General features: G+C 73.7%; 22 protein-coding genes. 4 read left to right on the forward strand and 18 right to left on the reverse strand.

All coding sequences use genetic code 11. The features are described from left to right. Positions 1 to 22 precede the first annotated feature (22 nt). Positions 23 to 919, reverse strand: coding sequence for a DMT family transporter (locus tag ACFUK0_RS14465; RefSeq protein ID WP_380249819.1), 897 nt, complete (start codon positions 917 to 919; stop codon positions 23 to 25). On the opposite strand from ACFUK0_RS14465, the gene ACFUK0_RS14470 reads away from it, so the two are divergent. Further along, entirely contained in the window at positions 918 to 2387 is a 1470-nt protein-coding gene (locus ACFUK0_RS14470; RefSeq protein ID WP_380249821.1) for a PLP-dependent aminotransferase family protein, read from the forward strand. The genes ACFUK0_RS14465 and ACFUK0_RS14470 overlap by 2 nt on opposite strands. 15 nt (positions 2388 to 2402) lie before the next feature. Here the strand turns inward: ACFUK0_RS14470 and htpX are convergent, their stop codons facing one another. The 11 genes from htpX to ACFUK0_RS14525 form a co-directional block, all read right to left on the reverse strand. Continuing rightward, entirely contained in the window at positions 2403 to 3266 is an 864-nt protein-coding gene (gene htpX / locus ACFUK0_RS14475) for a zinc metalloprotease HtpX (protein ID WP_380249823.1), read from the reverse strand. Between the two features lie 140 nt (positions 3267 to 3406). Next, positions 3407 to 5014: an NADH-quinone oxidoreductase subunit N gene (locus tag ACFUK0_RS14480; protein ID WP_380249825.1), complete on the reverse strand. Its 1608-nt coding sequence runs from the start codon at positions 5012 to 5014 to the stop codon at positions 3407 to 3409. Positions 5015 to 5017: 3 nt separating this feature from the next. Then, entirely contained in the window at positions 5018 to 6574 is a 1557-nt protein-coding gene (locus ACFUK0_RS14485; RefSeq protein WP_380249827.1) for a NuoM family protein, read from the reverse strand. Between the two features lie 66 nt (positions 6575 to 6640). Beyond that, positions 6641 to 8680, reverse strand: coding sequence for an NADH-quinone oxidoreductase subunit L (locus ACFUK0_RS14490; RefSeq protein ID WP_380249829.1), 2040 nt, complete (start codon positions 8678 to 8680; stop codon positions 6641 to 6643). Further along, positions 8677 to 9045, reverse strand: coding sequence for an NADH-quinone oxidoreductase subunit NuoK (gene nuoK / locus ACFUK0_RS14495; RefSeq protein WP_380249831.1), 369 nt, complete (start codon positions 9043 to 9045; stop codon positions 8677 to 8679). The genes ACFUK0_RS14490 and nuoK overlap by 4 nt, the downstream gene beginning before the upstream one ends. A gap of 6 nt (positions 9046 to 9051) precedes the next feature. Continuing rightward, a complete protein-coding gene (locus ACFUK0_RS14500) occupies positions 9052 to 9729 on the reverse strand; it encodes an NADH-quinone oxidoreductase subunit J (RefSeq protein ID WP_380249833.1) in 678 nt (225 codons plus the stop codon). Further along, positions 9726 to 10298, reverse strand: a complete 573-nt coding sequence (locus ACFUK0_RS14505) for a NuoI/complex I 23 kDa subunit family protein (protein ID WP_380249835.1) — start codon at positions 10296 to 10298, stop codon at positions 9726 to 9728. The genes ACFUK0_RS14500 and ACFUK0_RS14505 overlap by 4 nt, the downstream gene beginning before the upstream one ends. Then, a complete protein-coding gene (nuoH, locus tag ACFUK0_RS14510) occupies positions 10298 to 11251 on the reverse strand; it encodes an NADH-quinone oxidoreductase subunit NuoH (protein WP_380249942.1) in 954 nt (317 codons plus the stop codon). The genes ACFUK0_RS14505 and nuoH overlap by 1 nt, the downstream gene beginning before the upstream one ends. A 2-nt stretch (positions 11252 to 11253) precedes the next feature. Continuing rightward, positions 11254 to 12246, reverse strand: a complete 993-nt coding sequence (locus ACFUK0_RS14515) for an NADH-quinone oxidoreductase subunit C (RefSeq protein ID WP_380249837.1) — start codon at positions 12244 to 12246, stop codon at positions 11254 to 11256. Beyond that, entirely contained in the window at positions 12243 to 12890 is a 648-nt protein-coding gene (locus tag ACFUK0_RS14520) for an NADH-quinone oxidoreductase subunit B (RefSeq protein ID WP_380249839.1), read from the reverse strand. Before ACFUK0_RS14520 ends, ACFUK0_RS14515 begins: the two co-directional genes overlap by 4 nt. After that, positions 12881 to 13297, reverse strand: coding sequence for an NADH-quinone oxidoreductase subunit A (locus ACFUK0_RS14525; RefSeq protein WP_380249842.1), 417 nt, complete (start codon positions 13295 to 13297; stop codon positions 12881 to 12883). Before ACFUK0_RS14525 ends, ACFUK0_RS14520 begins: the two co-directional genes overlap by 10 nt. 266 nt (positions 13298 to 13563) lie before the next feature. On the opposite strand from ACFUK0_RS14525, the gene ACFUK0_RS14530 reads away from it, so the two are divergent. After that, positions 13564 to 14790 carry a sensor histidine kinase gene (locus tag ACFUK0_RS14530; RefSeq protein WP_380249844.1) on the forward strand — a complete coding sequence of 409 codons (1227 nt, stop codon included), beginning with the start codon at positions 13564 to 13566 and terminating at the stop codon, positions 14788 to 14790. A gap of 222 nt (positions 14791 to 15012) precedes the next feature. On the opposite strand, the gene ACFUK0_RS14535 is transcribed toward ACFUK0_RS14530, so the two are convergent. Next, a complete protein-coding gene (locus tag ACFUK0_RS14535; protein ID WP_380249944.1) occupies positions 15013 to 16128 on the reverse strand; it encodes a S1C family serine protease in 1116 nt (371 codons plus the stop codon). A 148-nt stretch (positions 16129 to 16276) separates the two neighbouring features. Between ACFUK0_RS14535 and galE the strand changes: the two genes are divergently transcribed. Continuing rightward, the gene (galE, locus tag ACFUK0_RS14540; RefSeq protein WP_380249846.1) at positions 16277 to 17260 is read left to right on the forward strand and encodes a UDP-glucose 4-epimerase GalE; all 984 of its coding nucleotides are present in this window, start codon (positions 16277 to 16279) and stop codon (positions 17258 to 17260) included. 55 nt (positions 17261 to 17315) lie between these two features. On the opposite strand, the gene ACFUK0_RS14545 is transcribed toward galE, so the two are convergent. Next, the gene (locus tag ACFUK0_RS14545) at positions 17316 to 19670 is read right to left on the reverse strand and encodes a PQQ-binding-like beta-propeller repeat protein (protein ID WP_380249849.1); all 2355 of its coding nucleotides are present in this window, start codon (positions 19668 to 19670) and stop codon (positions 17316 to 17318) included. A gap of 406 nt (positions 19671 to 20076) precedes the next feature. Here ACFUK0_RS14545 and ACFUK0_RS14550 point away from each other — a divergent pair, with 406 nt between their 5' ends. Continuing rightward, the gene (locus ACFUK0_RS14550) at positions 20077 to 20724 is read left to right on the forward strand and encodes a TetR family transcriptional regulator (RefSeq protein WP_380249851.1); all 648 of its coding nucleotides are present in this window, start codon (positions 20077 to 20079) and stop codon (positions 20722 to 20724) included. Between the two features lie 185 nt (positions 20725 to 20909). On the opposite strand, the gene ACFUK0_RS14555 is transcribed toward ACFUK0_RS14550, so the two are convergent. From ACFUK0_RS14555 to ACFUK0_RS14570, 4 genes are all read right to left on the reverse strand, one after another. Then, on the reverse strand, positions 20910 to 21854 hold the full coding sequence (locus ACFUK0_RS14555) for a beta-ketoacyl-ACP synthase III (protein ID WP_380249853.1): 945 nt from the start codon (positions 21852 to 21854) through the stop codon (positions 20910 to 20912). Between the two features lie 142 nt (positions 21855 to 21996). Further along, on the reverse strand, positions 21997 to 23262 hold the full coding sequence (locus ACFUK0_RS14560; protein WP_380249855.1) for a L,D-transpeptidase family protein: 1266 nt from the start codon (positions 23260 to 23262) through the stop codon (positions 21997 to 21999). Positions 23263 to 23377: 115 nt separating this feature from the next. After that, the gene (gene mqnE / locus ACFUK0_RS14565; RefSeq protein ID WP_380249857.1) at positions 23378 to 24541 is read right to left on the reverse strand and encodes an aminofutalosine synthase MqnE; all 1164 of its coding nucleotides are present in this window, start codon (positions 24539 to 24541) and stop codon (positions 23378 to 23380) included. Positions 24542 to 24588: 47 nt separating this feature from the next. Then, positions 24589 to 25557 (reverse strand): threonine/serine dehydratase, encoded by a 969-nt coding sequence (locus ACFUK0_RS14570; RefSeq protein ID WP_380249859.1) that lies wholly within the window; start codon positions 25555 to 25557, stop codon positions 24589 to 24591.

Raw genomic sequence — 25557 nt, forward strand, 5'->3', positions numbered from 1 at the left:
ATCCGGGCGCGGCCCCGGACGCTCAGGTCCGGGCCCGCTGGGTCGCCGCGATGCAGAGCAGGACGGCGCCCGCGGTGACCGGCGCGGCCGGCGGCAGCCCCTCCCCCAGCAGCAGGACGGCCCAGAGCAGGGTCAGCCCCGGCTGGGCGAGCTGGAGCTGACTGGCCTTCGGCACCCCGATCACGGCCATCGCCCGGTACCAGACCACGAAGCCGCCGAACTGGGAGACCGCCGCGGTGTAGGCCAGGCCGCCGGCCGCGCGGGCCGACAGGTGCACGGGTTCGGCGGGCAGCGCCAGGGCCGTGGTCAGCGCGGTGACCGGCAGGGCGACGACCACCGCCCAGGCGATCACCTGCCAGCCCGGCAGCTCCCGCGAGAGCCGGCCGCCCTCCGCGTAGCCGGCGGCGCACACCAGCAGCGCGCCGAACAGGTACAGGTCCGCCACGGCCGGCCGGCCGTGGCTCTGCTGGACGGTGAAGCCGAGGACGGCGCCCGCACCGGCCGTCGCGGCCCACCAGAACGTACGGGACGGCCGGGCCCCTGTCCGAAGTGCCGAGAACACCGCGGTGGCGAGCGGCAGCGCACCGGTGACGACGGCCAGGTGGGCGGTCGAGGACGACTGCAGGGCGAGCGTGGTCAGCAGCGGGAACCCGAGGACGCAGCCGCCCGCGACGGCCAGCAGGGCGGGCCAGTGCCGGCGCTCGGGGAGGGGGACGCGCGCCACCGCCAGCCAGACCACCGCCGGCACGCCGGCCAGCAGCCCGCGCAGCCCGGTGGCCGTCCAGGGGCCGAAGCCGCTGAGGGCCGCGACGGTGGCGGGGAAGCTGAAGGAGAAGCAGAGGACGCCGAGGGCCGCGAGGAGGGTTCCGCCGCCAACCGCTATCGCTGGTGCCCTGGTAGCGCTATCGTGTGCCGTCATGCACGAGCCTAGCAGCGTGGCAGAACTGGTAGAAAGCCTCCGGCGCGATCTCGACCGCTACTCCGAAGGTGAGAAGCTGCCGTCGAGCCGGGCCCTGGTGGAGCGGCACCGGGTGAGCCCGGTGACGGTCTCCCGGGCGATCGCCGCCCTGGTCGCCGAAGGCCTGGTGGTGTCCCGGCCCGGCGCCGGGGTCTTCCGGGCGGCGGCCGGCGCGGGCCCGGGGGGCGGACCGGCGCGACCGCACGGTGACGTCTCCTGGCAGGAGGTGGCGCTCAGCTCGGACGCCGGAGCACGGCACGTCGGCGCCGGGGCCGGGGGCCTGCTCGCCACGCTCACCGTGCCGCCGCCCGAGGTGATCGACCTGAACGGCGGTTACCCGCACGCCTCGCTGCTGCCCGAACGCACGCTGGCCGCCGCGCTGGCCCGGGCCGGCCGGCGGCCCGGCGCCTGGGGGCGCCCGCCGGTGGACGGGCTGACCGAGCTGCGGGCCTGGTTCGCGCGGGACATCGGCGGGCCCGGCGGAGCCCTCGGCGCCTCCGACGTGCTGGTGACGGCGGGCGGGCAGAGCGCGCTCACCACCGCCCTGCGCTCCCTGGTCGCGCCGGGCGCACCCGTCCTGGTCGAGTCGCCCACCTACCCCGGCATCCTCGCCGTCGCCCGGGCCGCCGGACTGCGGCCCGTCCCGGTGCCGGTGGACGGGGACGGCGTGCGCACCGACCTGCTGGCGGAGGCCTTCGCGGCGTCCGGGGCCAGGGCGTTCGTCTGCCAGCCGCTGTTCCAGAACCCCACCGGCGCCGTGCTGTCCGCCCGGCGCCGGGGCGAGGTGCTGCGCATCGCGCGGGCGGCCGGGGCCTTCGTGGTCGAGGACGACTTCGCGCGCCGGCTCGTCCACGCGGACGCCGGCGCGGTGCCCCGCCCGCTGGCGGCGGACGATCCGGACGGGGTGGTGGTGCACGTCCGCTCGCTCACCAAGGCCGCCTCACCGAGCCTGCGGGTGGCGGCGCTGGCCGCCCGCGGCCCGGCGCTGGAGCGGCTGCGGGCCGTCCAGGTCGTCGACAGCTTCTTCGTGCCCCGGCCGCTCCAGGAGGCCGCCCTCGAACTCGTCGGCGACCCCGGCTGGGCCAGGCACCTGCGCACCCTGGCGGCCGAGCTGCACCGACGCCGGGAGGCGGCCGTCCGGGCGCTGCGCGCGGGCCTGCCGGGCCTGCTCGGTCCGACGGCGCCGGCCGGGGGCTACCACCTGTGGCTGCGGTTGCCGGACGGCCGGGACGAGGGCGCCGTCACCGCCGCCGCACTGCGCGCCGGGGTCGGCGTCACCCCCGGCCGGTCGTACTTCGCGGCCGAGGCGCCGGCCCCGCACCTGCGGCTGAGCTACGCGGCGGCCGAGAGCACCGCCCAGGTCGCCGAGGGCGTGGAGCGGCTGCGACGGGCCTACCGGGACAGCGGCGACGGCGTGCCGGCGGCCTGAGCGGCGGCCCGGGCGCTACCCGCGGTGGCCGGCCATCCGCTCCAGGCGGGCGATCCGCTCGGCCATCGGCGGGTGGGTGGAGAACAGCCGGGCGCCGGCCTCGCCGGGCCGGAACGGGCTGGCGATCATCATGTGACTGGCCGTCTGGAGCTGCGGCTCGGGCGGCAGCGGGAGCTGCCTGGTGCCGATGTCGAGCTTGCGCAGGGCGCTGGCCAGGGCCAGCGGGTCCCCCGTCATGCGGGCGCCGTCGGCGTCGGCCTGGTACTCCCGGGAGCGGCTGACGGCCAGCTGGATCAGCCCGGCCGCGAGCGGGCCGAGGATCATGATGGCCAGCATCCCGAACAGGCCGGGGCCGTCGTCGTCGTCGCTGCGGCCGAACGGCACCAGCCAGGCGAAGTTGACCAGGAACATCACCACCGAGGCGAGCGCCCCGGCCACCGACGAGATCAGGATGTCCCGGTTGTAGACGTGGCTCAGCTCGTGCCCGAGCACCCCGCGCAGCTCGCGTTCGTCCAGCAGTTGCAGGATGCCGTCGGTACAGCAGACGGCGGCGTTGCGGGGGTTGCGGCCGGTGGCGAAGGCGTTCGGTGCCGGGGTGGGCGAGATGTACAGGCGGGGCATCGGCTGGCGGGCGGAGGTGGAGAGCTCGCGGACGACGCGGTACAGCGCGGGCGCCTCGATCTCGCTCACCGGGCGGGCCCGCATGGCGCGCAGCGCGAGCTTGTCGCTGTTCCAGTAGGCGTACGCGTTGGTGCCGAGGGCGACCACCAGGGCCAGGACGAAGCCCGTACGGCCGAAGAAGCTGCCGATCAGCAGGATCAGTGCCGAGAGGCCGCCGAGCAGGACGGCGGTCCTCAGTCCGTTGTGCCGGCTGTGCACGGCAGGCCCTCCAGGTGGTGCGGTGGGAAGCCTTGTCTGTCTCGGCCCTGTGCCCGCTCAACGGACGGATGCGGGGACCTTGTTCCCCCGCCCCCGTGCGGCCGCCCCGCGGGGCCGGTGCACAGGGCCCCGTGACCGGCTCAGAAGAGGCTGCCGCCGACGACCTGGAGCACCAGCTGGGGGGCGACGGAGAGCACCACCGCGACCGAGGCGGTCAGGGCCAGGGTGGCGGCGAGCGGGGCGGGCAGACGGCGGGCGGGCGCCTGCTGCCCGGTGGTGTCCTCGGCCGGGCCGAACAGCTTCGCCGTCCAGACCAGGTAGTAGTAGAGCGCGACGACCACGTTGGCGGCCATCACGACGGCCAGCCAGCCGAGACCGGCGTCGACGGCCGCCCGGAACACCACGACCTTGCCGAACAGGCCGATCACGCCCGGCGGCAGCCCGGCCAGGCAGAGCAGGAAGAAGGCGAGCGCGAGCGCCGTCCAGCGGTGGCGGGCGAACAGGCCGCGGTAGTCGTCCAGACGGGTGCCGGCCGTCCGGCCGACGACGGAGACCACGGCGAACGCGCCGAGGTTCACCGCCCCGTAGATCAGGCCGTACGCGGCGGTGGCCCCGATCGGGTCGCCGCTGCCGGCGTAGCCGGCCGCCGCGATCGGGACGAGCAGGTAGCCCGCCTGGCCGATCGAGGACCAGGCCAGCAGGCGGACGGCGCTGTGCGCGGTGTCGGAGCGCTGGCGCAGCGCGGCCACGTTGCCGGCGGTCATGGTGGCGGCGGCCAGTACGGCCAGCACCAGGCCCCAGGTGTGACCGTAGGGACGGAAGCCGATGCTGGTCACCAGGGCCAGGCCGGACAGGCCCGCGGCCTTTCCGACCACCGAGAGGTAGCCGGCCACCGGCAGCGGGGCGCCCAGGTAGGTGTCGGGCACCCAGAAGTGGAACGGGACGGCGGCGACCTTGAACGCGAAGCCGACCAGGACGAGCGCGGCGCCGGCCTCGGCGAGCGGCTTCAGCTGGCCGGGCGCGTGGGTCAGGCCGTCGGCGATGACGCCCAGGTGCAGGCTGCCGGTGGCGGCGTAGACGAAGCTCACGCCGAGCAGCATCACGGCGGTCGCGGTGACCGAGGAGAGGAAGAACTTCAGGGCGGCCTCGGCGCCCCGGCCGTCGCGGCGCAGCGCGACCAGCGCGAAGGCGGGCAGCGAGGCGACCTCCAGCGCGATCACCAGCGTCGCCAGGTCGCGGGCGGCGGGCAGCAGGGCGGCACCGCTGGCACTGCTGAGCAGCAGGAACCAGTACTCGCCGCGGGGCAGCCTCTCGTCGTCCACGGTCTGCACCGAGAGCAGGGCGGCGATCAGCGCGCCGCCGAGCGCGAGCAGCTGGAAGACCAGGGCGAAGTGGTCGGCGACGTAGCTGCAGCCCGCGTTGTCGGTGGCTCCTGTTACGTTCTGCACGCAGAAGGTGACCCGGGGTGACCCGCCGGTGAGCGGGAGGAGGGCGATGAGCGCGAGGGCGAGTCCGGCGACGGAGAACCAGCCGAGCAGCTTCTTGCGGCGCTCGGGCAGGAAGAGGTCGGCGAGCAGCACGGCGAGGCCGGCCAGGCCGGCGATCAGCGGCGGCGCGATGGCCACCCAGTCGACGGACTGGATGAGGCCGCCCGGGTTGGCTACGGCGAGGGAGGTCACAGTGGGCTGCCCCGTGAGGTGAGAGCTGAGCTGGGCGCTGAGCGGCAGGCTGAGCTGGGTGCCGGGCATGGGTCAGCCACCCCCGAGGAGGTGCTTGACGGCGGGGTCGGAGAGACCGAGCAGCAGGGCCGGCCAGAGGCCGGCGAGCAGGGTGAGCGCGGCGAGCGGCGTCCAGCTGACGGCCTCGTACGGGCGGAGGTCCGGCACGCCCGCGACGGCCGCAGGCTGCTTCGGGTCTCCCATGCAGACCCGCCTGACCACGATCAGCAGGTACGCGGCGGTGAGGAGGGTACCGAGGCCGGCCAGCACCATGTACGTGACGAAGGCGGGCCGGGAGAGCCCGGCGGCCGGGTCGAAGGCGCCGAACATGGCGAGCAGCTCGCCCCAGAAGCCGGCCAGGCCGGGCAGGCCGAGGCTGGCGACGGCGGCGAAGGCGAGCAGCGCGCCGAGGCGCGGTGCCCGCCCGTAGAGGGCCGCCCCGGTGGCGCCGGAGAGGGTGTCGAGGTCTGCGGTGCCGTACCGGTCCTTGAGGGCGCCGACGACGAAGAACAGCAGGCCGGTGATCAGGCCGTGGCCGATGTTGGCGAACAGCGCGCCGTTGACGCCCACCGGGGTGAGGGAGGCGATGCCCAGCAGGACGAAGCCCATGTGGCCGACCGAGGAGTACGCGATCAGGCGCTTGAGGTCGCCCTTGGCACCGGGCCGGGCCAGTGCCAGGCAGGCCAGCGAGCCGTAGACGATGCCGACGGCGGCGAACGCCCCGAGGTAGGGGGCGAGTGTCGCGGCGCCCTCGGGCACGACCGGGAGGAGGACGCGGACCAGGCCGTAGGTGCCCATCTTCAACAGCACGCCGGCGAGCAGCACCGAGCCGACGGTGGGGGCCGCCGTGTGCGCGTCCGGGAGCCAGCTGTGCAGCGGCCAGGCGGGCGCCTTGACGGCCAGCCCGACCATGATCGCGAGGCCGGCGGTGACCTGGGTGGTGTGGCTGAGGCCGCTGCCGTGCGCGGCGGCCAGGGCCTGCATGTCGAAGGTGCCGGCCTCGGTGCCGACCAGCAGGAAGCCGAGCAGCATCACGGCCGAGCCGAGCAGGGTGTACAGGATGAACCGGTTCGCGGCCGGCACCTTCCGTCCGCTGCCCCAGCGGGCGATCAGGAAGTACATCGGGATCAGCACGATCTCGAAGGCCAGGAAGAAGAGGATCAGGTCGAGCACCGCGAAGGTGGCCAGCATGCCGACCTCCAGCAGCAGGAACAGGCCGACGAAGGCCCGCACCGACGGCACGCCCGGCCCGCTGGGCAGCCGCTTGGCCGAGTACACCGCGCAGAGCAGGGTCAGCAGCGAGGTCAGCACGATCAGCGGCAGCGAGATGCCGTCCACGCCGAGGTGCAGGCGCACGCCGATCGCCGGGATCCAGGACACGTCGGTGGTGGCCTGCATCCGGCCGGGCTCGTCGTGGTCGAAGCCGGCCGCGAGCGCGACGGTGAGCAGGAACACGACGCCGGTGACGGCGGTGTTGAAGCGCAGCGCACGCCGGTCGGCGGCCTCGGGGTCGGCCCCGAACACCGGCGCCAGCGTGACGGCGGCGCCGAGCAGCGGCAGCAGCAGGAGGGCGATGAGGACCGCGTTCATCGGGGGCTCCAAACGGGTGCTGCGGCGGGCGGGGAGGGCGGGGTGGTCCGGTGCTGGGTCATCCGGCTACACCGCCACCAGGACGGCGAGCAGGACGACGCCGGCCAGCAGGGCGCTGAGGTAGGTCTGCGCGTTGCCGTTCTGCGCGAGCCGGACGGCCCGGCCGAGCAGGTTGGCGCCGAGGCCTGTGCCGCGCACGTACGTCTCGACGACCTCGCGGTCGAGGAAGCGGACGAGCTTCGCGGCGCCGCCCACCGGGCGGACGAACAGCGTGCTGTAGAGGCGGTCCACGCCGAATCCGTGCCGGGCCGGGGTGAACAGCGGGCCGAGCAGGGTGCGGCCCGGGTCGGCCGGGAAGTGCTCGGCGAGCGGCGCGCCGCCCTGCTCGGGCACCCGGGCGGCGGCGGCCGGCTGCGGGCGGGCCGCCGCGAGCCGGGCGTTGGCGGAGCGCCAGGCGGCGTACGCGATCAGGACGCCGGCCAGCGCCAGGCCGGTGCCGATGACGGCGGTCGCCGGGCTCGGCCGCAGCGAGCCGCCGTCGAGCAGGGCGGGCAGCCAGTCGGTGCGCAGACTGGTCACGCCGAAGGCCATGGTGGGCAGCGCGAGCACCCAGAGCGGCCAGCGCATCGCGGACGGCTCGGCGGTGGCCGGGTCGGCCTCGTCGACCTCGGGCGAGTACGGGGCGCCGGCCTCCGCACCGGTCGCCGGCACGGCGGCGCGCGCGGGAGCGGGGGCGGCGGCCGGGCTGTGGAAGGCGACCAGCCAGAGCCGGGTCGCGTACGCGGCGGTGAGCAGCGCGGTGAGGCAGGCGGAGACCAGCACGATCCAGCCGGCGGCGGCCGGGACGGCCGAGGCCGGGCCGAGGCCGTTGGTGATCGCCTCGCCGGTGGCGGCGTGCTCGGCGGCGGTGAGCACCGCCTCCTTGCTGAAGAAGCCGGAGAACGGCGGCAGCCCGATCAGGGCGACCAGCGCGATGCCCGTCGTCCAGTAGGCGTCCGGGACACGCTTGCGCAGCCCCGGCATCCGGGACATCGCGGAGATCGAGTTGGTGTGCGCCGCGTGGATGACCACACCGGCGGCGAGGAACAGCAGCGCCTTGAAGGCGCCGTGGCTGACCAGGTGGAAGACCGAGGCCTCCCGGTCACCGCTGGCCAGCGCACCGGCCATGTAGCCGAGCTGGCCGACGGTGGAGTAGGCGAGGACGCGTTTGAGGTCGTCCTGTGCCAGTGCGCAGAGCGCGGAGCCGATCATGGTGACGGCGGCCATCACCGCGAGCACCACCAGCGCCGCCCCGGAGAGCAGGAACACCGGCAGCAGCCTGGCGACCAGGTAGATGCCCGCCGCGACCATGGTGGCGGCGTGGATCAGTGCGGAGACCGGGGTCGGGCCGGCCATCGCGTCCGGCAGCCAGGTGTGCAGCGGGAACTGGGCGCTCTTGCCGGCCACGCCGGCCAGCAGCAGCAGGGCGGTCAGGGTGGGGTGGCCGAGCTTCCCGTCGGCGGCGGCGGCCAGCACGTCGGTGATCCGGAAGCTCCCGGCGTCCGCGGCGAGCAGGAAGATGCCGAACACGAAGGGGACGTCGCCGAGCTTGGTGACCAGGAAGGCCTTCAGCGAGGCCGAGCGGGCGTCGGCGGTCTCCCAGTGGTGGCCGATCAGGAAGTACGAGCAGATGCCCATGACCTCCCAGCCGACCAGCAGCACGATCAGGTCGCCGGAGTAGACGACCAGGAACATCGCGGCGGTGAACAGCGAGACCAGCGCGGCGTACGAGGGGTAGCGCGGGTCGTCCTTCAGGTACGCGGTCGAGTACACCTGCACGCAGGTGGCGACGAGGCCGACCAGGACGGAGATCAGCGAGCTGTAGCCGTCCAGGTGGATGGCGAGCGAGATCTCGGGGCCGCCGGTCGGGGTGAGCCGGGTGGCGGCGTCCAGCGCCTGGCCGGTGCCGAGCTGGAGGGCGACGACCAACGCGAGCACGGCGGACACGGCGACCGGCAGGATCGCCAGCGGCCGGGCCAGGCCGGGGGCCCTGCGGCCGGTGGCGAAGGTCGCGGCGGCGCCGAGCGCGGGCAGCGCGGGGACGAGCGCCGGGAGGGCGAGGTTCATGCGACGGCCTGGCCCTTCGGCGACCCGGCGCCGGCGGGCGCCTGGTCGGCGGCCTCCGCCGGGTCGCCGAGCGCGGTGATGCGGTCGATGTCGGCGGTGCCGCGGGTGCGGAAGACCAGCAGGACGATGGCGAGTCCGAGGCCGATCTCGGCGGCCGCCACCGTGATGGTGAACAGCGTGAGCGCCTGGCCGGCGTGCAGCGAGTCGCGCAGCCAGGCGTCGAAGGCGACCAGGTTGAGGTTGACGGCGTTGAGCATCAGCTCCACCGACATCAGCACCAGGACGACGTTGCGCCGGGCGAGCACGCCGTACACGCCGACGCTGAAGAGCAGCGCGGCGAGGACGGCTGGGTAGGCGAGGTGCATCGGCGGTCAGCGCTCCTGCGGAGAGGTCGTCGAGGCGTCGGACGCGGGCCGCTCCGGGGCGGGGCGGCCCGGGCTGCCGACCGGCTTGCCGGCGCGCAGCTTGCCGGCCCGGGGCGCCGGGACGCGGCCCTTGCCGTTCCGGGAGAGCACGATGGCGCCGACCAGCGCGGCCAGCAGCAGCACGGACAGCGCCTCGAAGGGGAGCACCCAGTGCCGGAACAGGCTGGTGCCCGTCGCCTGGGCGGATCCGCCGCCGGCGCCGAGGTCGATCCAGGCACTGCGGAAGGCGTCGGCGACGAGCGTCACCAGGGTGCCGGCGGTGGCCAGCCCCACCGCGAGGGCGACCCAGCGGTTGCCCGAGTCGGCGTCGGGCGAACGCCCGATCGGGGCCTTGGTGAGCATCAGCCCGAACAGCACCAGCACCACGACCGAGCCGAGGTAGATCAGCACCTGTACCCAGGCGATGAACTCGGCGGTGAGGAGCAGGAACTCCACGGCCAGCCCGCCGAGCGCGACGACCAGCCAGAGCGCCGCGTGCACCAGCTGCCTGGTGGTCACGGCGATCACGGCGGAGCCGAGCACGGCGATGCCGACGAGCAGGAAGACGATCTCCACGCCGGTCGGCGAGAGGAACGAGCGGGTGGCCGGCTCCAGTGAACCGGCGGCGGCCAGCAGGGTGCTCACTCGGACCCACCCTCCTGGTCGGCAGCCGCAGCGGCGTCCGCGGCGGCAACAGCGGCGGCCTGCTTCTCGGCCGCCTTGCGCGCGGTGGCGATTTCCTTGGGCTCCTCGGCCGCCGGGTCGAGCGCGGGCGGCGCGGGGACGGTCCACATCCACTCGCGGAGCCTGTCCCGCTCGTGGGTGAGCTCCAGGATGTCGGTCTCCGCGTACTCGAACTCCGGCGACCAGAACAGCGCGTCGAACGGGCACACCTCGATGCAGATCCCGCAGTACATGCAGAGCGAGAAGTCGATCGCGAAGCGGTCCAGCACGTTGCGGGTACGGGCGCGGGCGTTCGGGTCGGCGGCGGGCAGCGTCTCCTTGTGGGAGTCGATGTAGATGCACCAGTCCGGGCACTCGCGGGCGCAGAGCATGCAGACCGTGCAGTTCTCCTCCAGCAGCGCGATCACCCCGCGGGTGCGCGGGGCGAGTTCGGGCTGCACGTCGGGGTACTGCGCGGTGACGGTCTTCCTCGTCATCGTCCGCAGGGTGACGGCCAGGCCCTTGGCCAGGCCGGATCCGGGGAAGCTCATCAGGAGATCGCCACCTTGATGACGCCGGTGAGGGCGAGCTGGACGAGGGCGAGCGGGATCAGGACCGTCCACGCGAAGCGCATCAGCTGGTCCTCGCGCAGCCGCGGGTAGGTGACCCGCAGCCAGATCACCACGAATGCCAGCGCGAAGGTCTTGAGGATGGTCCAGAGCCAGCCGAGGTCGTCCGGCAGCGGGCCGTGCCAGCCGCCCAGGAACAGCACCGCGGTGAGCGCGGAGACCACCAGGATGCCCGCGTACTCGGAGAGCAGGAAGAAGGCGAACCGCAGCCCGGTGTACTCGGTGTACGCGCCGAAGATGATCTCGGAGTCGGCCACCGGCATGTCGAACGGCGGGCGCTGCAGCTCGGCCAGGCCGGCCGTGAAGAAGACGAACGCGCCGATCGCCTGCCACGGGATCCAGTACCACTCGAAGGCGTCCACGATGCCCGGCAGCGACAGGGTGCCGGCCGCCATCGCCACGGAGGCGGCGGCGAGCACCATCGGCAGCTCGTAGGACATCAGCTGGGCGGCCGTGCGCAGACCGCCCAGCAGCGAGAACTTGTTCGCCGAGGCCCAGCCGGCCATCAGCTTGCCGATCACGCCGATGCCCATCACGGCCAGCACGAAGAACAGCCCGGCGTCGACGGCCTGGCCGACGAAGCCGTCCGGGCCGACCGGCACGGCGAGCAGCACGATCAGGTACGGCAGCAGCGAGACGGCCGGGGCCAGCTGGAAGACCCGCCGGTCGGCGCCGGCCGGGACGATGTCCTCCTTCTGCACGAACTTCACACCGTCGGCCACCAGCTGCGCCCAGCCATGGAAGCCGCCCGCGTACATCGGGCCGAGCCGGCCCTGCATGTGGGCCATCACCTTGTGCTCGGTCTGACCGATGATCAGCGGGAAGGTGAGGAAGACGACGAGCGCCGCAACGCAGCGCAGCAGCGTGTCGAGCAGGTTCACGCGCTGTCCCCTTCCTGTTCCTGACCCTGTTCCCGGGCGGGCTTCTCGGCTTCGGGCTTCTCGGGCTCGGGCTTCTCGGGCTCGGGCTTCTCGGGCTTCTCGGGCTTCTCGGTGGCCGGCGGGGTGGCCGGCTCGGGCTCGGCGGGCCCGTGCGCCGGTACGGGTGCGTGCCAGGGCGCGTCCGAGGAGCGGGTCCGGGCCGGTGGCGGGGTGGCCGGAGCCGCCGGGGCCTCGGCCGCCTGGCTGGTGGACCCCTCGGTGATGGAGCGGGTGCGCCGGGGCCGGTCCGCCCGGATCGCCGGAGCGCCCTCGGCGGCGGCCTCACCGGTCGCCGCGGCCGCGGCTGCGGCACGCGGCGGGCGGCCGGCCGCGCCGGCTGCCCGGGCGCCGCGCGCGGGGCGTTCGGCGACCGGCGGCAGGGTGCCCTTGAGCGGCCCCCACTCGTTCGGGTCGGGCACCCCGGCGGGCTGCATCTTGCGCCGGGCCGGGCCGTCGCCCTCGGACTCGCCGGGCTCCTTGGCGCCGGGCCAGGCCTTGGCGACCCGGGCCGCGAGCACGAACTCCTTGCGCAGCGGGTGGCCCTCGAAGCCCTCCGGCAGCAGCAGCGGGACGAGGTGCGGGTGCGCGGTGAAGTCGATGCCGAACATCTCGTTCGTCTCGCGCTCGTGCCAGCCGGCGCCCGCGTACACGGCGAGCGCGGTCGGCAGGGCGGCCCGGTCGCGCGGGATCCGGGTGCGGACCAGCAGGTGGCGCACGCCGGAGGCGTCCACGGCCGCCAGGTGCACGGCGACGGAGAAGCCCTCGGCCAGTTCGTCGACGGCGCTCAGCCAGTCGAAGTAGCTCAGGCCCAGGGTGTCCCGGGCGGCGGTGAGCGCCTCGATCCAGTGCTCGGCGGGCACGTCGACGGTGATCAGCTCGTACGCCTCGGCGGCGGTGGCCCACTCGCCGATCGCGGCCGCGAGCTCCTCGGGGGTGCGGTCGAAGCTCACTGCGGCCCGCCCTCCGGCCCGGCGACCAGCGGCCGGCGCAGCGCGGACGCCGGGGCGGCGTAGCGCTCGGGCAGCGACTCGGCCGCGATCTTCTCCTGGAGCTTGAGGATGCCCTGGAGGAGCGCCTCGGGGCGCGGCGGGCAGCCCGGCACGTAGACGTCGACCGGGATGATCTGGTCGACGCCCTTGGTGACGGAGTAGGAGTCCCAGTAGGGGCCGCCGGAGTTGGCGCAGGCGCCGAAGGAGATGACGTACTTGGGCTCGGGCATCTGCTCGTAGAGGCGCTTCACGGCGGGGGCCATCTTGTCCGTCACGGTGCCCGAGACGATCATCAGGTCGGCCTGGCGCGGGCCCGGCGCGAACGGGATGACGCCCATCCGGATGAAGTCGTGCTTGGCCATGGAGGCGGCGATGAACTCGATCGCGCAGCAGGCCAGGCCGAAGTTGAAGCACCAGAGGCTGTAGCGGCGCCCCCAGTTGAGCACCACCTTCACCGGGTCCGGGGCCAGCCGGGCCAGCGCGCCCAGGCGCGGCGGCTCCACCTGGCCGCCGGGGCGGCCCGGGTCCGGGATGCCGAGCGGGACGGCGCCCGAGCCGCCGGCCGGGTGGCCGTGCTCGTGCGAGTGGCCAGGGGTCACGTCCATTCGAGAACGCCCTTCTTCCAGGCGTAGAGCAGCCCGACCGCGAGGAAGCCGATGAAGACGAACATCTCCACCAGCGTGCCCGCGCCGTACCCGGCGGCGGAGAAGACCGTCGCCCAGGGGAACAGGTAGATGGCGTCCACCGCGAAGATCACGTACAGGAACGCGTACACGTAGTACCGGATCTGGGTGTGCGCCCAGTCCTCGCCGACGGGGTCGACACCGCACTCGTAGGCGAGGAGCTTCTCCGGTGAGTACACCACCGGCCGCATGAGCCGGTTGGCGCTGAACGCCACGGCGACGAACAGCACGCCGACGACGGCGAGCAGGCCCACCGCCGCGTACGCGTCGAAGTAGCCGCTGCCCACCGCAGGGTCGGCCGCGACGGCAGCTGCCGGCTGCCCCTTCATGCGTTCGCCTCCACATCGGCCGTGCTCCCGGCCCTCCGGGACGCCCCCGGGAGACCGTGTTTCCGCGTTTCTTTACACGTTCATAACCATCGTCAAGGCGTGAGTCTAAGTGCACCGCCCCCGGCCCCCGTACCCCGCCCGCTCCGCAAGACGCCCGGGGTGGGGATAACCCCCGGACGGGAACACGGATCACCCCCATGGCCCTGTCCCCGGCCCACCCGGGAAGCTTGGGGCACGAGCTTGACCGAGAGGGACGGTAGATCCAGATGAAGCCTCTGCTCCACCGCACGGCGGACGCGATCCGGCTGCGGAACGCCCAGGGCGACCGCGTTCCCGCGTACGGCGGGCTGATGTGGCGGCAGGTGCTGCACCTGCTGCTCAACCTGCCGCTGGGCATCGCCGGCTTCGTCTTCACCGTGACGGTGCTGGTGCTGGGGCTGGCCCTGTCGGTCACCGTGGTCGGGCTGCCGCTGCTCGCCCTCGGGCTGGCGGGCTGCCGCCGGCTGGGGGCGCTGGCCCGCTCCCGGGCCCGGTCGGGCGGCGCCGAGGTGGGCGAGCCGGAGCCGGTGCAGGTGCGCCGCCCGGGCGTCACCGGCTGGGCGACCGCCTCGCTCACCGACGGCCTGAGCTGGCGCTCGGCGCTGTACCACGTGCTGCTGCTGCCCTGGGGCATCCTGAGCTTCACCCTGACGGTGGTCTTCGTGGTCGTCGGCTGGCCGGTGCTGCCGTGGGTGGTCGGGTTCCAGGTCGCCGTCGACCGGATCCTGACGGAGAGCCTGCTCGCCCCGACCGCGCTCTCCGAGCGGGTCCGCGAGCTGGAGGACGACCGGGGTGTGGTGGTCGACACCGCGGCCGCCGACCTGCGCCGGATCGAGCGCGACCTGCACGACGGCGCCCAGGCCCGGCTGGTGGCCCTGGCGATGGACCTCGGCATGGCCAAGGACAAGCTCACCGACGAGCCGACGCCCGAGCGGGTGGAGGCCGCCGCGAAGATGGTCGGCGCGGCGCACGGCGAGGTGAAGCTGGCCCTCCAGGAGCTGCGCGACCTGGCCCGGGGCATCCACCCGGCCGTGCTGACCGACCGCGGCCTGGACGCCGCGCTCTCCTCGGTCGCCGCCCGCTGCACCGTCCCCGGCGGGGTCAAGGTGCACGTGGACCTGCGGGACGGCGGCGGCGGACCCGCCGAGCGCCCCGACTCCGCGGTCGAGGGGATCGCCTACTTCACCGTCAGCGAACTGCTCACCAACGTCTCGAAGCACTCCGGCGCGCGCACCGCCACGGTGGACCTCTGGCGGGCCGGGGACCGGCTGATGCTGCTCGTCCAGGACGACGGCAAGGGCGGCGCGACGCCCTACCCGGGCAGCGGGCTCGCGGGGCTGTCCGACCGGGTCCGCGCGGTGGACGGGGTGTTCCTGGTGGAGAGCCCGCAGGACGGTCCGACCACGGTGACCATCGAGCTGCCCTGGCGGACCCGGGCGGCCCGGCGGCCCTGAGGCCGCCGCCCGGCCACGAAGGCGGACGGCCGGGCAGGCGAACGGCCGGTACCCCGTCCAGGCAGTGGCGGGGTACCGGCCGCGCCCTTGGGCCCGTACCGGCGTACGGGCCCGGGGAGCGGCCCCGGCCGGCGCCCGCAGACCCTTGCGCGGTGTGCGGGCGGCCGGCCGGGGCCGGGCTGGTGACTGCCTCGGCCGTGGCAGTCCGTGGCTAGGCCGTGGCTAGGCCGTGGCCAGGGTGCCGAGCGTGACGTCGGCCGTCTTGCTCTGCCCCTCCCTGGTGTACGCGACGGTGACCTTGGTGTCCGGAGCGAGCGAGGCGAGCGCCGTGGTCAGCGAGTTGAGCGTGGTGATCTCGACGTCGCCGAGCTTGGTGATGACGTCGCCGGCCTGCAGCCCGGCCGAGGCGGCGGGCCCGCCGGGGGCGGTCGTGATGATCACCGCGCCGACCGGCTGGTAGCCGGCGTCGAAGGCCGTCCGGGCGGTGATGCCGAGGGCGGCGCGGCCCGAGTTGGTGACCTTGCCGTCCTTGATCAGCTGGTCCGCGATGCTGGTGATGGTCGCCGCCGGGATGGCGAAGCCGATGCCGGGGGCGACGCTGCCGTTGGTGTCGGGGTCGGTGGCGGCGAGGGTGTTGATGCCGATCACCTGGCTGGCCAGGTTGACCAGGGCGCCGCCGCTGTTGCCCGGGTTGATCGCCGCCGAGGTCTGCACCATGTTGCCGATGGTGGCGCCCGGCGAGCCGGCCGTGCTGGGCTCCGAGACGGTACGGCCGGTGGCCGAGACGATGCCCTGGGTGACGCTGCTGGAGAAGCCCAGCGGGCTGCCCATCGCGAGCGTGATCTGCCCGACCTCGACCTTCTTGCTGTCCCCGAAGGCGGCCGGCTTGAGGCCGCTCGGAGGGCTGTTCAGCTTGATCACCGCGAGGTCGGACTCGGGGTAGCTGGCGACCAGCGTGGCGTCCAGCGTCTTGGTGCTGTTGGGCAGCGCGACCGTCATGGTCGTGGCGCTGCCGACCACGTGGGCGTTGGTGACGATGTTGCCCTTGGTGTCGTAGACGATGCCGGAGCCGAGGCCGTTGGCGGTGGTGATCTGCACCACCGAGGGCAGCACGTCGGAGATCACCCGCTGGTAGTCGTCCTGGAGCTGGTTGCTCCCGCCCGGCGCGGAGGCGGCGGCGGAGGAGGCGCTGGAGGAGGCGGCGGGCGAGGAACTGCTGGACGAGGAGCCGCTGCTGCACCCCGTCACGACCGTAGCGGCCAGTGCCACGACGGCGCCGGCGCTCAGCAGGCGGCGGTCGAAGGCCCTCGGACCGGTCGGGCGGGGGCCTGCCGGGATGGGGCGGGTGGGTTCCTTCTTGGGGTGCACCTGGGCTGCCTCCGGTTCCGTACGCGCCGATTTTTGTCAGCATTTCACCTTTTTGTCCGAATCTGCGAGGCGACTCGCCCCGCCCCGGCCCGCAATGTCGAGCGCCTAGGATGCCGCCATGACTTGGTTGATCACCGGCGGCGCCGGATACATCGGCGGGCACGTCGTACAGCAGCTCATCGAGGCCGGCGAGCGGGTCGCCGTCCTGGACGACTTCAGCACCGGGGACCGCACCCGGCTGCCCGAGGGCGTCGCGCTGGTCGAGGGCTCGACCCTGGACCGCGCCGTGCTGGACGCCGCCATCCGCGAGCACGACGTCACGGGCATCCTGCACTTCGCCGCGAAGAAGCAGGTCGGCGAGTCGGTGGAGAAGCCGTTCTTCTACTACCGGGAGAACGTCACCGGTCTGCAGACCGTGCTGGAGGCCGCCGCCGAGGGCGGAGTCAGGAACTTCCTGTTCTCCTCCTCCGCCGCCGTCTACGGCATGCCGGACGTCGACCTCGTCACCGAGGACACCCCGTGCGCGCCGATGAGCCCGTACGGCGAGACCAAGCTGGCCGGCGAGTGGCTGGTCTCCGCCGTCGGCAAGGCCTACGGCATGTCGACCGTGTCGCTGCGCTACTTCAACGTGGCGGGCGCCGCCACGCCCGAGCTGTCCGACGCGGGCGTCTACAACCTGGTCCCGATGGTCTTCGAGCGGCTCACCGCCGGCCAGGCTCCGCGGATCTTCGGCGCCGACTACCCCACCGCCGACGGCACCTGCGTGCGCGACTTCATCCACGTCTCGGACATCGCCTCGGCGCACGTCGCCGCGGCGCACCGGATGGCCGGCGGCGCGCCCGGCGACACCTCGCTGATCCTGAACATCGGCCGCGGCGAGGGCGTCTCGGTCAAGGAGATGCTCGACGTGATCGGCCGGGTGACGGGCTACGACGCCACCGGCGAGGTCACCCCGCGCCGCGCCGGGGACCCGGCCCGGGTGGTCGCCTCCGCCGAGCTGATCCACAAGGAGCTCGGCTGGAGCGCCCGCTTCGGCGTCGAGGAGATGGTGGCCTCCGCCTGGGACGGCTGGTGCAGCCGCCACCCGGAGGCGCGCAGGTAGCAGGCCCGGCGCCGGGCCGGGGGGAGCGGCTGCCCCTCCCCCCGGCCCGGCCCCGCTACGGCACCGCGGTGCCGTAGAAGGCGTCCAGCGCGTAGACGCAGCGGTCCTTGCTGCCGACGAAGACCCGGCCGCCGACCGCGACCGGCGATCCCGTCAGCTCGCCCTTGGTGCCGAGCTCCCAGCGCAGCTGACCGGTCGACAGGTCGAGCGTGTGCAGCGAGTGGTCCCGGCTGCCGAGGTGGACCAGGCCGTCCGCGACCGCCGGGGAGCCGACGATCTCGCCCCGGGCGGTGTAGCGCCAGCGCTCCTGCCCGGTCGCCGTGTCGAAGGCGTGCAGGCAGTCCCCGCTGCCGATCAGCGCGGTGCCGTCAGCGACGACCACCGGCTCGGCGCCCTGCCGGCTGCCGGTGCGCCCGCGCCAGCGGTCCCGCCCGGTGGTCATGTCCAGCGCGTACACGGTGCCGAGGTAGTCGGCGACGTACACCGCCGAGCCGTCCAGCGCGGGCGGCGTGAAGAGCACCACCGGGGCCTCGAAGCGCCAGCGCTCGGCGCCCGTCGCGGTGTCCAGGGCGTACACCCGGGTGCCGGCCGTCACGTACAGCACACCGGCCTGCTCGACCGGCCGGGACGGGACGTCGTCGCCGGTCTGGAACGACCAGCGCAGGCCCGCGCCCCGCGGGTCGACGCAGCGCAGCCGCCCGCCGCCGTAGTAGTACGCGGCGCCGCCCACCAGGGCGGGGCCGGACTGCGGGTTCTCGTAGTCCTGCTGGGCGTCGTCGGCCCGCCACAGCTCGGCGCCGTTCGCGGCCGAGCGCAGCTGGACGCCGCCGCCCCTGATGCCGCAGCAGAGCACGCCGTCGGCGGCGTCCAGCGAGAAGACCCAGCCGTCCAGCGAGTTGCGCCAGCGCTCGGTGCCGTCGGCCACGTCGACGGTGTAGAGGTGCGGACCGTCGGCGGCGTGCACCCGCCCGGACTCCACGGCCATCGCCCAGGCGACGTCCCGGGTCTTGTAGCGGCGCTCCCCGGAGCCGATGTCGAGGGCGTGCACCTCGAAGCTGGACACGAACAGGATGCCGTCGGCGACCACCGGGGTGCCCCAGACGTCGTTGGACATCCGGAACCGCCACGGGCGCCAGCGGGCGGCCCTGGCGGGCGGCGGGACGGCCGCCCGGCGCACCCAGTCCGTCTCGGCCGGGGCGGCGCCGGGCCCGCCCTGCTCGGCGCGCGGGCCAGGGCCTATCCGCACGGACGCGCCGGGGAGCCGGACCTCGGCGGCACTCTCGCTCACGCCGGGGGCCGGGGGCCGGCGCCGGTGGGAGGCGATCTTCTCGGTGGCCGCCTCCGCGTCCGGCCCGGGGACGGGCGGCGCGGCGTGCACGGGCCCGATCCGGCCGTGCTGGGCACCGTGCTGGGCGCCGCGCGGGTCGGCGGGGCCGGGCGGCGGGGGCACCGGTACGGGCTGCGGGGCCTGCGGGGCCTGCTGGGCGGGGATCGCGGCGGGCTGGGCGGCGGGGGCCCGCCGGGGGCTGCGCTTGCGCTCGATCAGGTCCAGCGCGTTGGCGGGCAGCCAGTCCCCCGCCTCGCCGGAGGCGTCGTCACGGGAGAACAGGTGCGGAGCCAGTTCGGCCTGGATCTGGGCGGGCGTCGGCCGGTGCTCGGGAGCGGGCCGCATGCAGGCCCGGACGAGGTCGACCAGCTCCACCGGCAGGCCGGAGAGGTCCGGCTGCTCACGCAGCAGCTGGAAGACCGTCTCGACCGGGTTGGCGCCCCGGTAGGGCGGGTGCCCCGTGGCGCAGAAGACCAGCAGCGAGCCGAGCGAGAAGATGTCGCTGGCCCCGGTGACGCTGCGGCTGTCGCGGGCCTGCTCGGGCGACATGTAGGCCGGGGTGCCGACCGCGACGTTGGTCATGGTGAGCCGGGTGTGCGAGACCCCGGCGGCGATCCCGAAGTCGATCACCCTGGGGCCGTCCTCCACCACCAGGACGTTGGACGGCTTGAGGTCGCGGTGCACCAGCCCGGCCGCGTGGATGGACTGCAGGGCCTCCGCGATGCCCGCGACCAGCCAGCGCACCGCGCCGACCGGCAGCGGCCCGCACTCGCCGACCAGGTCCTCCAGGGACGGCGCGGGCACGTACGCCGTGGCCAGCCAGGGCACCCGGGCGTCGGCGTCGGCGTCCACCACGGCGGCCGTGTAGAAACCGCCGACCGTCTTGGCGGCCGCGATCTCGCGCGCGAAGCGGACCCGGAACAGCTCGTCCTCGGCCAGTTCCCCCCGTACGGTCTTGATGGCCACCCGCCGGCCGGACGCGGAGCGCGCCAGGTAGACCAGGCCCATCCCGCCCGCGCCGAGCCGCCCCAGCACCTCGAAGGGCCCGATCCGCCTCGGATCGTGCGCCGTCAGCTGGTCCACTCCGCTGCCACCTCCCCGTCTCCCGGCACCCGCAGAGGGGTACCGGCCCTGATTCTCCAATGCCGCCCGGGTCAGATCCAACCTCCCCCGCCCGCCGTGCCCTCCCCGTGTCCTTCGGGCCGTCACCGCCCCAGAGGAAAAGATCTGGCCGGATTCTGACGCCTCTTCCGGCTTTCCGGAGGCGTTCGTCACCCCCGCCGAGGTTACGGAGCGCCACCCGACCGTCCCTCAGCGAACTCGTCGTCACGCTGCGAGGTCATCAGCTCACGGGGGGGCTTCAAAGAAGGCCGCCCGAGCCTGATGAATATCCGTCCGAACAGGTTTCGCGCTCGTATACCACCCCCCGTGCGGAGTAATAGTCGCATCACCGAATCGCGCCAAGATCGTGCCACGGTAAGCTGACGGCATGACAGGACAAGTTCGCACCGTCGACGGTCGCGTCGCCGGGCGACGCGGACAGGAGACGCGGCAGAAGCTGCTCGAATGCCTCCGCGAGATGCTCAGCACGTCGCCGTATCGGGACGTCAAGGTCATCGACGTCGCCCGTATGGCGGGTACCTCCCCCGCGACCTTCTACCAGTACTTCCCGGATGTCGAGGGCGCTGTCCTCGAGATCGCCGAGGAAATGGCCAAGGACAGCGAAGGGCTCAAAGAGCTCGTCGCCGGAAAGTCCTGGGCAGGGAAATCCGGTGTCACCGCTTCGGAAGAACTGGTGGACGGATTCCTCGCCTTCTGGCGCAAGAACGACGCCATTCTCCGAGTGGTCACCCTCGGTGCCGCAGAAGGGGACAAGCGGTTCTTCAAGATCCGCATGACCGTCCTCAACTCGGTCGCCAAGCCGCTCACGGATGCCGTCAGAGACCTCCAGGGCAAGGGCCAGGCCGACAAGTCGCTCGATCCGGCGGCCGTCTCCGGCGCCCTGATCTCGCTGCTCGCCTCGGCCGCGGAGCACGGGAAGGCCTTCACGGCCTGGGGCGTCAAGGTCAAGGACCTGAAGCCCAACCTCGCCCCCCTGGTGTACCTGGGCGTCACCGGCAAGAAGCCGCCCAAGTAGCCACCAGCCCCTCTATCCAGCCATCCGCTCCGCGTACGGCCCCGGCCTCCTGTCCGGGGACAGACGGACGGCGGCCGTGTCCTCGGGGGAGGTTCGCCGACGTACCGCAGTACGCCAGACATGCCGGTGGGCGGGTACCCGCAAGGGTCCCGCCCACCGGCATGTCCGCAGCGCGCCGCGGGGTGCTACGGGCAGCGCACGACCTGGCCCGCGTACGCCAGGCCGCCGCCGAAGCCGAACAGCAGCACCGGGTCGCCGGAGGACAGCTCGCCGCGCTCCACCATCTTGGAGAACGCCAGCGGGATCGAGGCGGCCGAGGTGTTGCCGGAGTCGACCACGTCGCGGGCGACCACCGCGTCGGGCGCGCCGAGCTTGTTGGCGATCGCGTCGATGATCCGCAGGTTCGCCTGGTGCGGCACGAAGCCCTTCAGCTCGGACGGGTCGATGCCCGCCTTCTCACAGGCCTGCCGGGCCAGCGGGGCGATCTTCGTGGTGGCCCAGCGGAACACCGACTGGCCCTGCTGGCTGATCACCGGGTCCCAGCCCGTGATGACCACCGCGTCGTTCTTCTCCGGCTCCGAGCCCCAGACCACCGGGCCGATGCCGGGCTCGGCGCCGTCCTCCTGGGCCTCCACCACGGCCGCGCCCGCGCCGTCGCCGAAGATCACGCAGGTGGTGCGGTCGGTCCAGTCGATGGTGTCGGACATCCGCTCGGCCCCGACCACCAGTGCCAGCCGCGCGGCGCCGGCCCGGATCGCGTGGTCGGCGGTGGCCAGCGCGTACGAGAACCCCGAGCAGACGGTGTTGATGTCGTACGCGGCCGGGGCGCGCACGCCCAGCCGGGCGGCGACGGCGGCGGCCGTGTTGGGGCTGCGCTCGATCGCGGTGCAGGTGGCGACGACGACCAGGTCGACGTCCTCGACCGAGCGGCCGCTGTTGGCGAGCGCCTTCTGCGCCGCCTCGGCGGCCATGTCGACCAGGGACTCGCCCTCGGCGATGTGCCGGGTGCGGATTCCCACGCGGCTGCGGATCCACTCGTCGTCGGTGTCCACCAGCGTCGCCAGTTCGGCGTTGGTGAGGACCTTGGGAGGCTGGTAGTGGCCCAGGGCAACAATGCGGGATCCGCTCATACAGCCACTCAACCGCGTTACCGACCGGTCATCCGGTCGCGACCGGCTACAGGATCCGACCCCGGAAGCTGTAGGGGCCGGACAACGACCCTTGGTACGACCGGTCCGGTAGGAGGGTCGGCGAGCACCGGTATCCGGTGGTTCAGGCCGCCAGGGTGGCCGCGTCGCCCATCACGATCACCGGATTGGCCGCCGGGTCGAGCAGCCGGATCAGCGCGGCCATCTTGTCCTCCGGCACGGACACGCAGCCGTGGGTGGGGCCGCCGTGGTCGACGTGGATCCAGATCCCGCCGCCCTTGGATCCGCCGTCGGGGCGCCGGCCGTCCAGCGGGGAGTTGCCCGGCACCCGGTTGTAGTTGATCGCGACGACGTAGTCGAAGGAGCCGGCCAGCGGCTCGCCGGCGAAGCCCTTGCCGCTGACGACGAAGTTCGGGTCCTTGTCGTACGGGAGCCTGCTGCCGGGGTCGGCGTCCCGGCCGCCCGCGTCGGTCAGCGTGAAGACGCCGATCGGGCTGCGCAGGTCGCCCTCGTTGTGGTCGGTCGTCCAGCCCTTGTAGGCGTTGTGTCCGGCCCAGGCCTCGCCGGCCAGCCAGCGGCCGTCGGGGGTGCGGCTCCAGACGGTGACGGTGGTCTCGTTGGCGTCCCGGCCCTTGCCGGAGGCCAGCACCACCTGGTTGGTGGTCGCGGGTATCCGGGCGAGGAAGGCGGCGCCGAGACCCGGTATCGCGGCGAGCGAGCCGTCGGCGCGGCTCTCGCTGCGGTCGGCCGCCGGGGTGCCGGTGTGGGCGGCGGCGGACGGTTCGGGTGAGGCCTCGGCCGGGGACGCGGAGGGCTGGTCCGGTACGGCCGCCGGCTCCGGGCCGCCGTCCGCGGCGCTGACGCTGCTGGGCGCCCCGCCGGCGCCGAGGGTGTACCAGCCGGCGGTGGCCGCGAGCAGCAGCGCCGTACCGGCCGTCAGGGCCCGCCCGTGGGTCTTCTTCTTCGGCTTGCGCCGGCTGCCGCGCTCGCGCTGCGCGGCGGGCGCGCTCTCGGCCGCGCGCACCGGGGCGGGCTCGGGCTCGGGAACGTACACCGGCTCGTACCCGGGCTCGGGCTCGTACTCGGGGACGTACCGGGCCTCGGACGCCGGCTCGGGCTCGGGCTCGTACACCTCGTACGGCTGCTGGTACGCCTGCCCGTACTGCTGCTGGTACGGGTCGTAGGGCTGCTCGTACGGCTGGTACTGCTGATACTGCTGATACTGCTGGTCCTGGTACGGCTGCCCGGAGGACTCGTACGGCGGCTGGGCCTCGTACAGCGGCTGGTACGCCTGCTCGTACGAAGCGTGCTGCTCCTGCGCCCACGGCCCCGGCCCGGCCGCCTGAACGCCTTCCAGGGGCTGCGCGGGGGCACGGTGGGATCCGGACATGGGGGCGATCCTGCCAAATGAGGGGCCGGTTGGGAAACCCGTCGCGCGAGATGATGCCCGGACAGACCTCGGCCCCCGGGCCGTCGAAGGCGCCGGGGGCCGGTGTCCGTGCTGGTCAGAGACGCATCGCCTGCGGGGTCTCGCGGCGCTGGAGGTCCGGGCCCTCGTACTCGCGGATGATCTCGTAGCGCGTGTTGCGCTCCACCGGGCGGAAGCCGGCGTCGCGGATCAGCGTGAGCAGGTCGTCGCGGCCGAGCTTGTTCGGGGTGCCGAAGTTGTCCGCGTCGTGGGTGATCTTGTACTCGACGACCGAGCCGTCCATGTCGTCGGCGCCGTGGCTGAGCGCCAGCTGCGCGGTGGTGACGCCGTGCATCACCCAGAAGACCTTCACGTGCGGGACGTTGTCGAACAGCAGCCGGGAGACCGCGAAGGTCTTCAGTGCCTCGGCGCCGGTCGCCATCTCCGTACGGGCCATCAGCTTGTTGCGCACGACGCCGTCCTTGGAGTCGTGGAAGTCGTGCTGGTAGCGCAGCGGGATGAAGACCTGGAAGCCGCCGGTCTCGTCCTGGAGCTCGCGCAGGCGCAGCACGTGGTCGACCCGGTGGCGGGGCTCCTCGATGTGGCCGTAGAGCATCGTCGCCGGGGTCTTGAGGCCCTTGGCGTGGGCGAGGCGGTGGATCCGCGACCAGTCCTCCCAGTGGGTGTCGTGGTCGACGATGTGCTGGCGGACCTCCCAGTCGAAGATCTCGGCGCCGCCGCCGGTCAGCGACTCCAGGCCGGCGTCGATCAGCTCGTCCAGGATCTCGTCGGCGGGCAGGCCGCTGATCCGCTCGAACCAGTGGATCTCGGTGGCCGTGAACGCCTTCAGCGAGACGTTCGGCAGGGCCGCCTTCAGCTCGCGCAGGCTGCGCGGGTAGTAGCGCCACGGCAGCGTCGGGTGCAGGCCGTTGACGATGTGCAGCTCGGTGAGGGAGTCCACCTCCATCGCCTTGGCCAGGCGCACGGCCTCCTCGATGCGCATCGTGTACGCGTCCTTCTCGCCCGGCTTGCGCTGGAACGAGCAGTACGCGCAGGACGCGGAACAGACGTTGGTCATGTTCAGGTGGCGGTTGACGTTGAAGTGGACGACGTCGCCGTTCTTCTGCGTCCGGACGTGGTGGGCGAGCCCGCCCAGCCAGGCCAGGTCGTCGCTCTCGTAGAGCGCGACCCCGTCCTCGCGGGTCAGCCGCTCTCCCGCGTAGACCTTCGCCTCCAGCTCGCGCTTCAGCCCTGCGTCCATGCGGTGACCCGCCTCCCTGCACATTCGATTCGATGACCGGAACGAGCCTACGCCCCGGTTGCCAGCAGCTCCGCAAGGAGCCGGGGTTCGATGTTGCCGCCGCTGACCACGGCGGCGAACACCCGGCCGTCCAGCTCGGCGGCGCGGTGGAGGTACGCGGCGGTGGCCACCGCCCCGGACGGCTCCGCGACCAGGCGCCCGCGCCGGGCCAGCACCGCGACGGTGTCGCGGATCTCGTCCTCGGAGACGGTGACGATGTCGTCCACGTAGGCCCGGATGTGCTCGAAGGGCAGCACCCCGACCGACGGGGTGCGCAGCCCGTCCGCGATGGTGCGGTAGGTGTCGGCGACCGGCCAGATCTGCCGCTCCCCCGCCCGCAGACTGGCCTGCGCGTCCGCCGCGAGCTCCGGCTCCACGCCGATCACCCGCACCCCCGGGCGGGTCAGCTTGAGGGCGGCGGCCGTGCCGGAGACCAGTCCGCCGCCGCTGACCGGCACCAGGACGGTGTCCAGGCCGTCGGGGGCGTCCTCGGCGATCTCCAGTCCGACGGTGCCCTGGCCCGCGATGATGTACGGGTCGTCGTAGGGCGGCACCCACACGTGGCCGTGCCGCTCGGCCAGCTCGGCGGGCAGCGTGTCGCGCTCGCCCGGTGCGACCAGGATCACCTCGGCCCCGTACGAGCGGGTGCTCGCGACCTTCACGGCGGGCGAGGTGTCCGGCATGACGATGACGGCCTTGATGCCGAGCAGCCGCGCCGCGTACGCGACCGCCTGCGCGTGGTTGCCGCTGGACTGCGCGACCACGCCGCGGGCCCGCTCGCCGTCGGTCAGCGCGGCCAGCCGGTTGTACGCGCCGCGGGTCTTGAAGGCGCCGGTCGGCTGGAGGTTCTCCGGCTTGAGCCAGAGCCGCCGGGTGCCCTGATCCGCCCACGGGCAGGGCAGCAGCGGGGTGCGGACCGCGACGCCCGCGATCCGCCGCTGCGCCGCGCGCAGCTCCTCCAGGCCGACCAGTGCCAC

The organism is Kitasatospora sp. NPDC057223 (genome assembly GCF_042669755.1).
Classification (GTDB): Bacteria; Actinomycetota; Actinomycetes; order Streptomycetales; family Streptomycetaceae; genus Kitasatospora.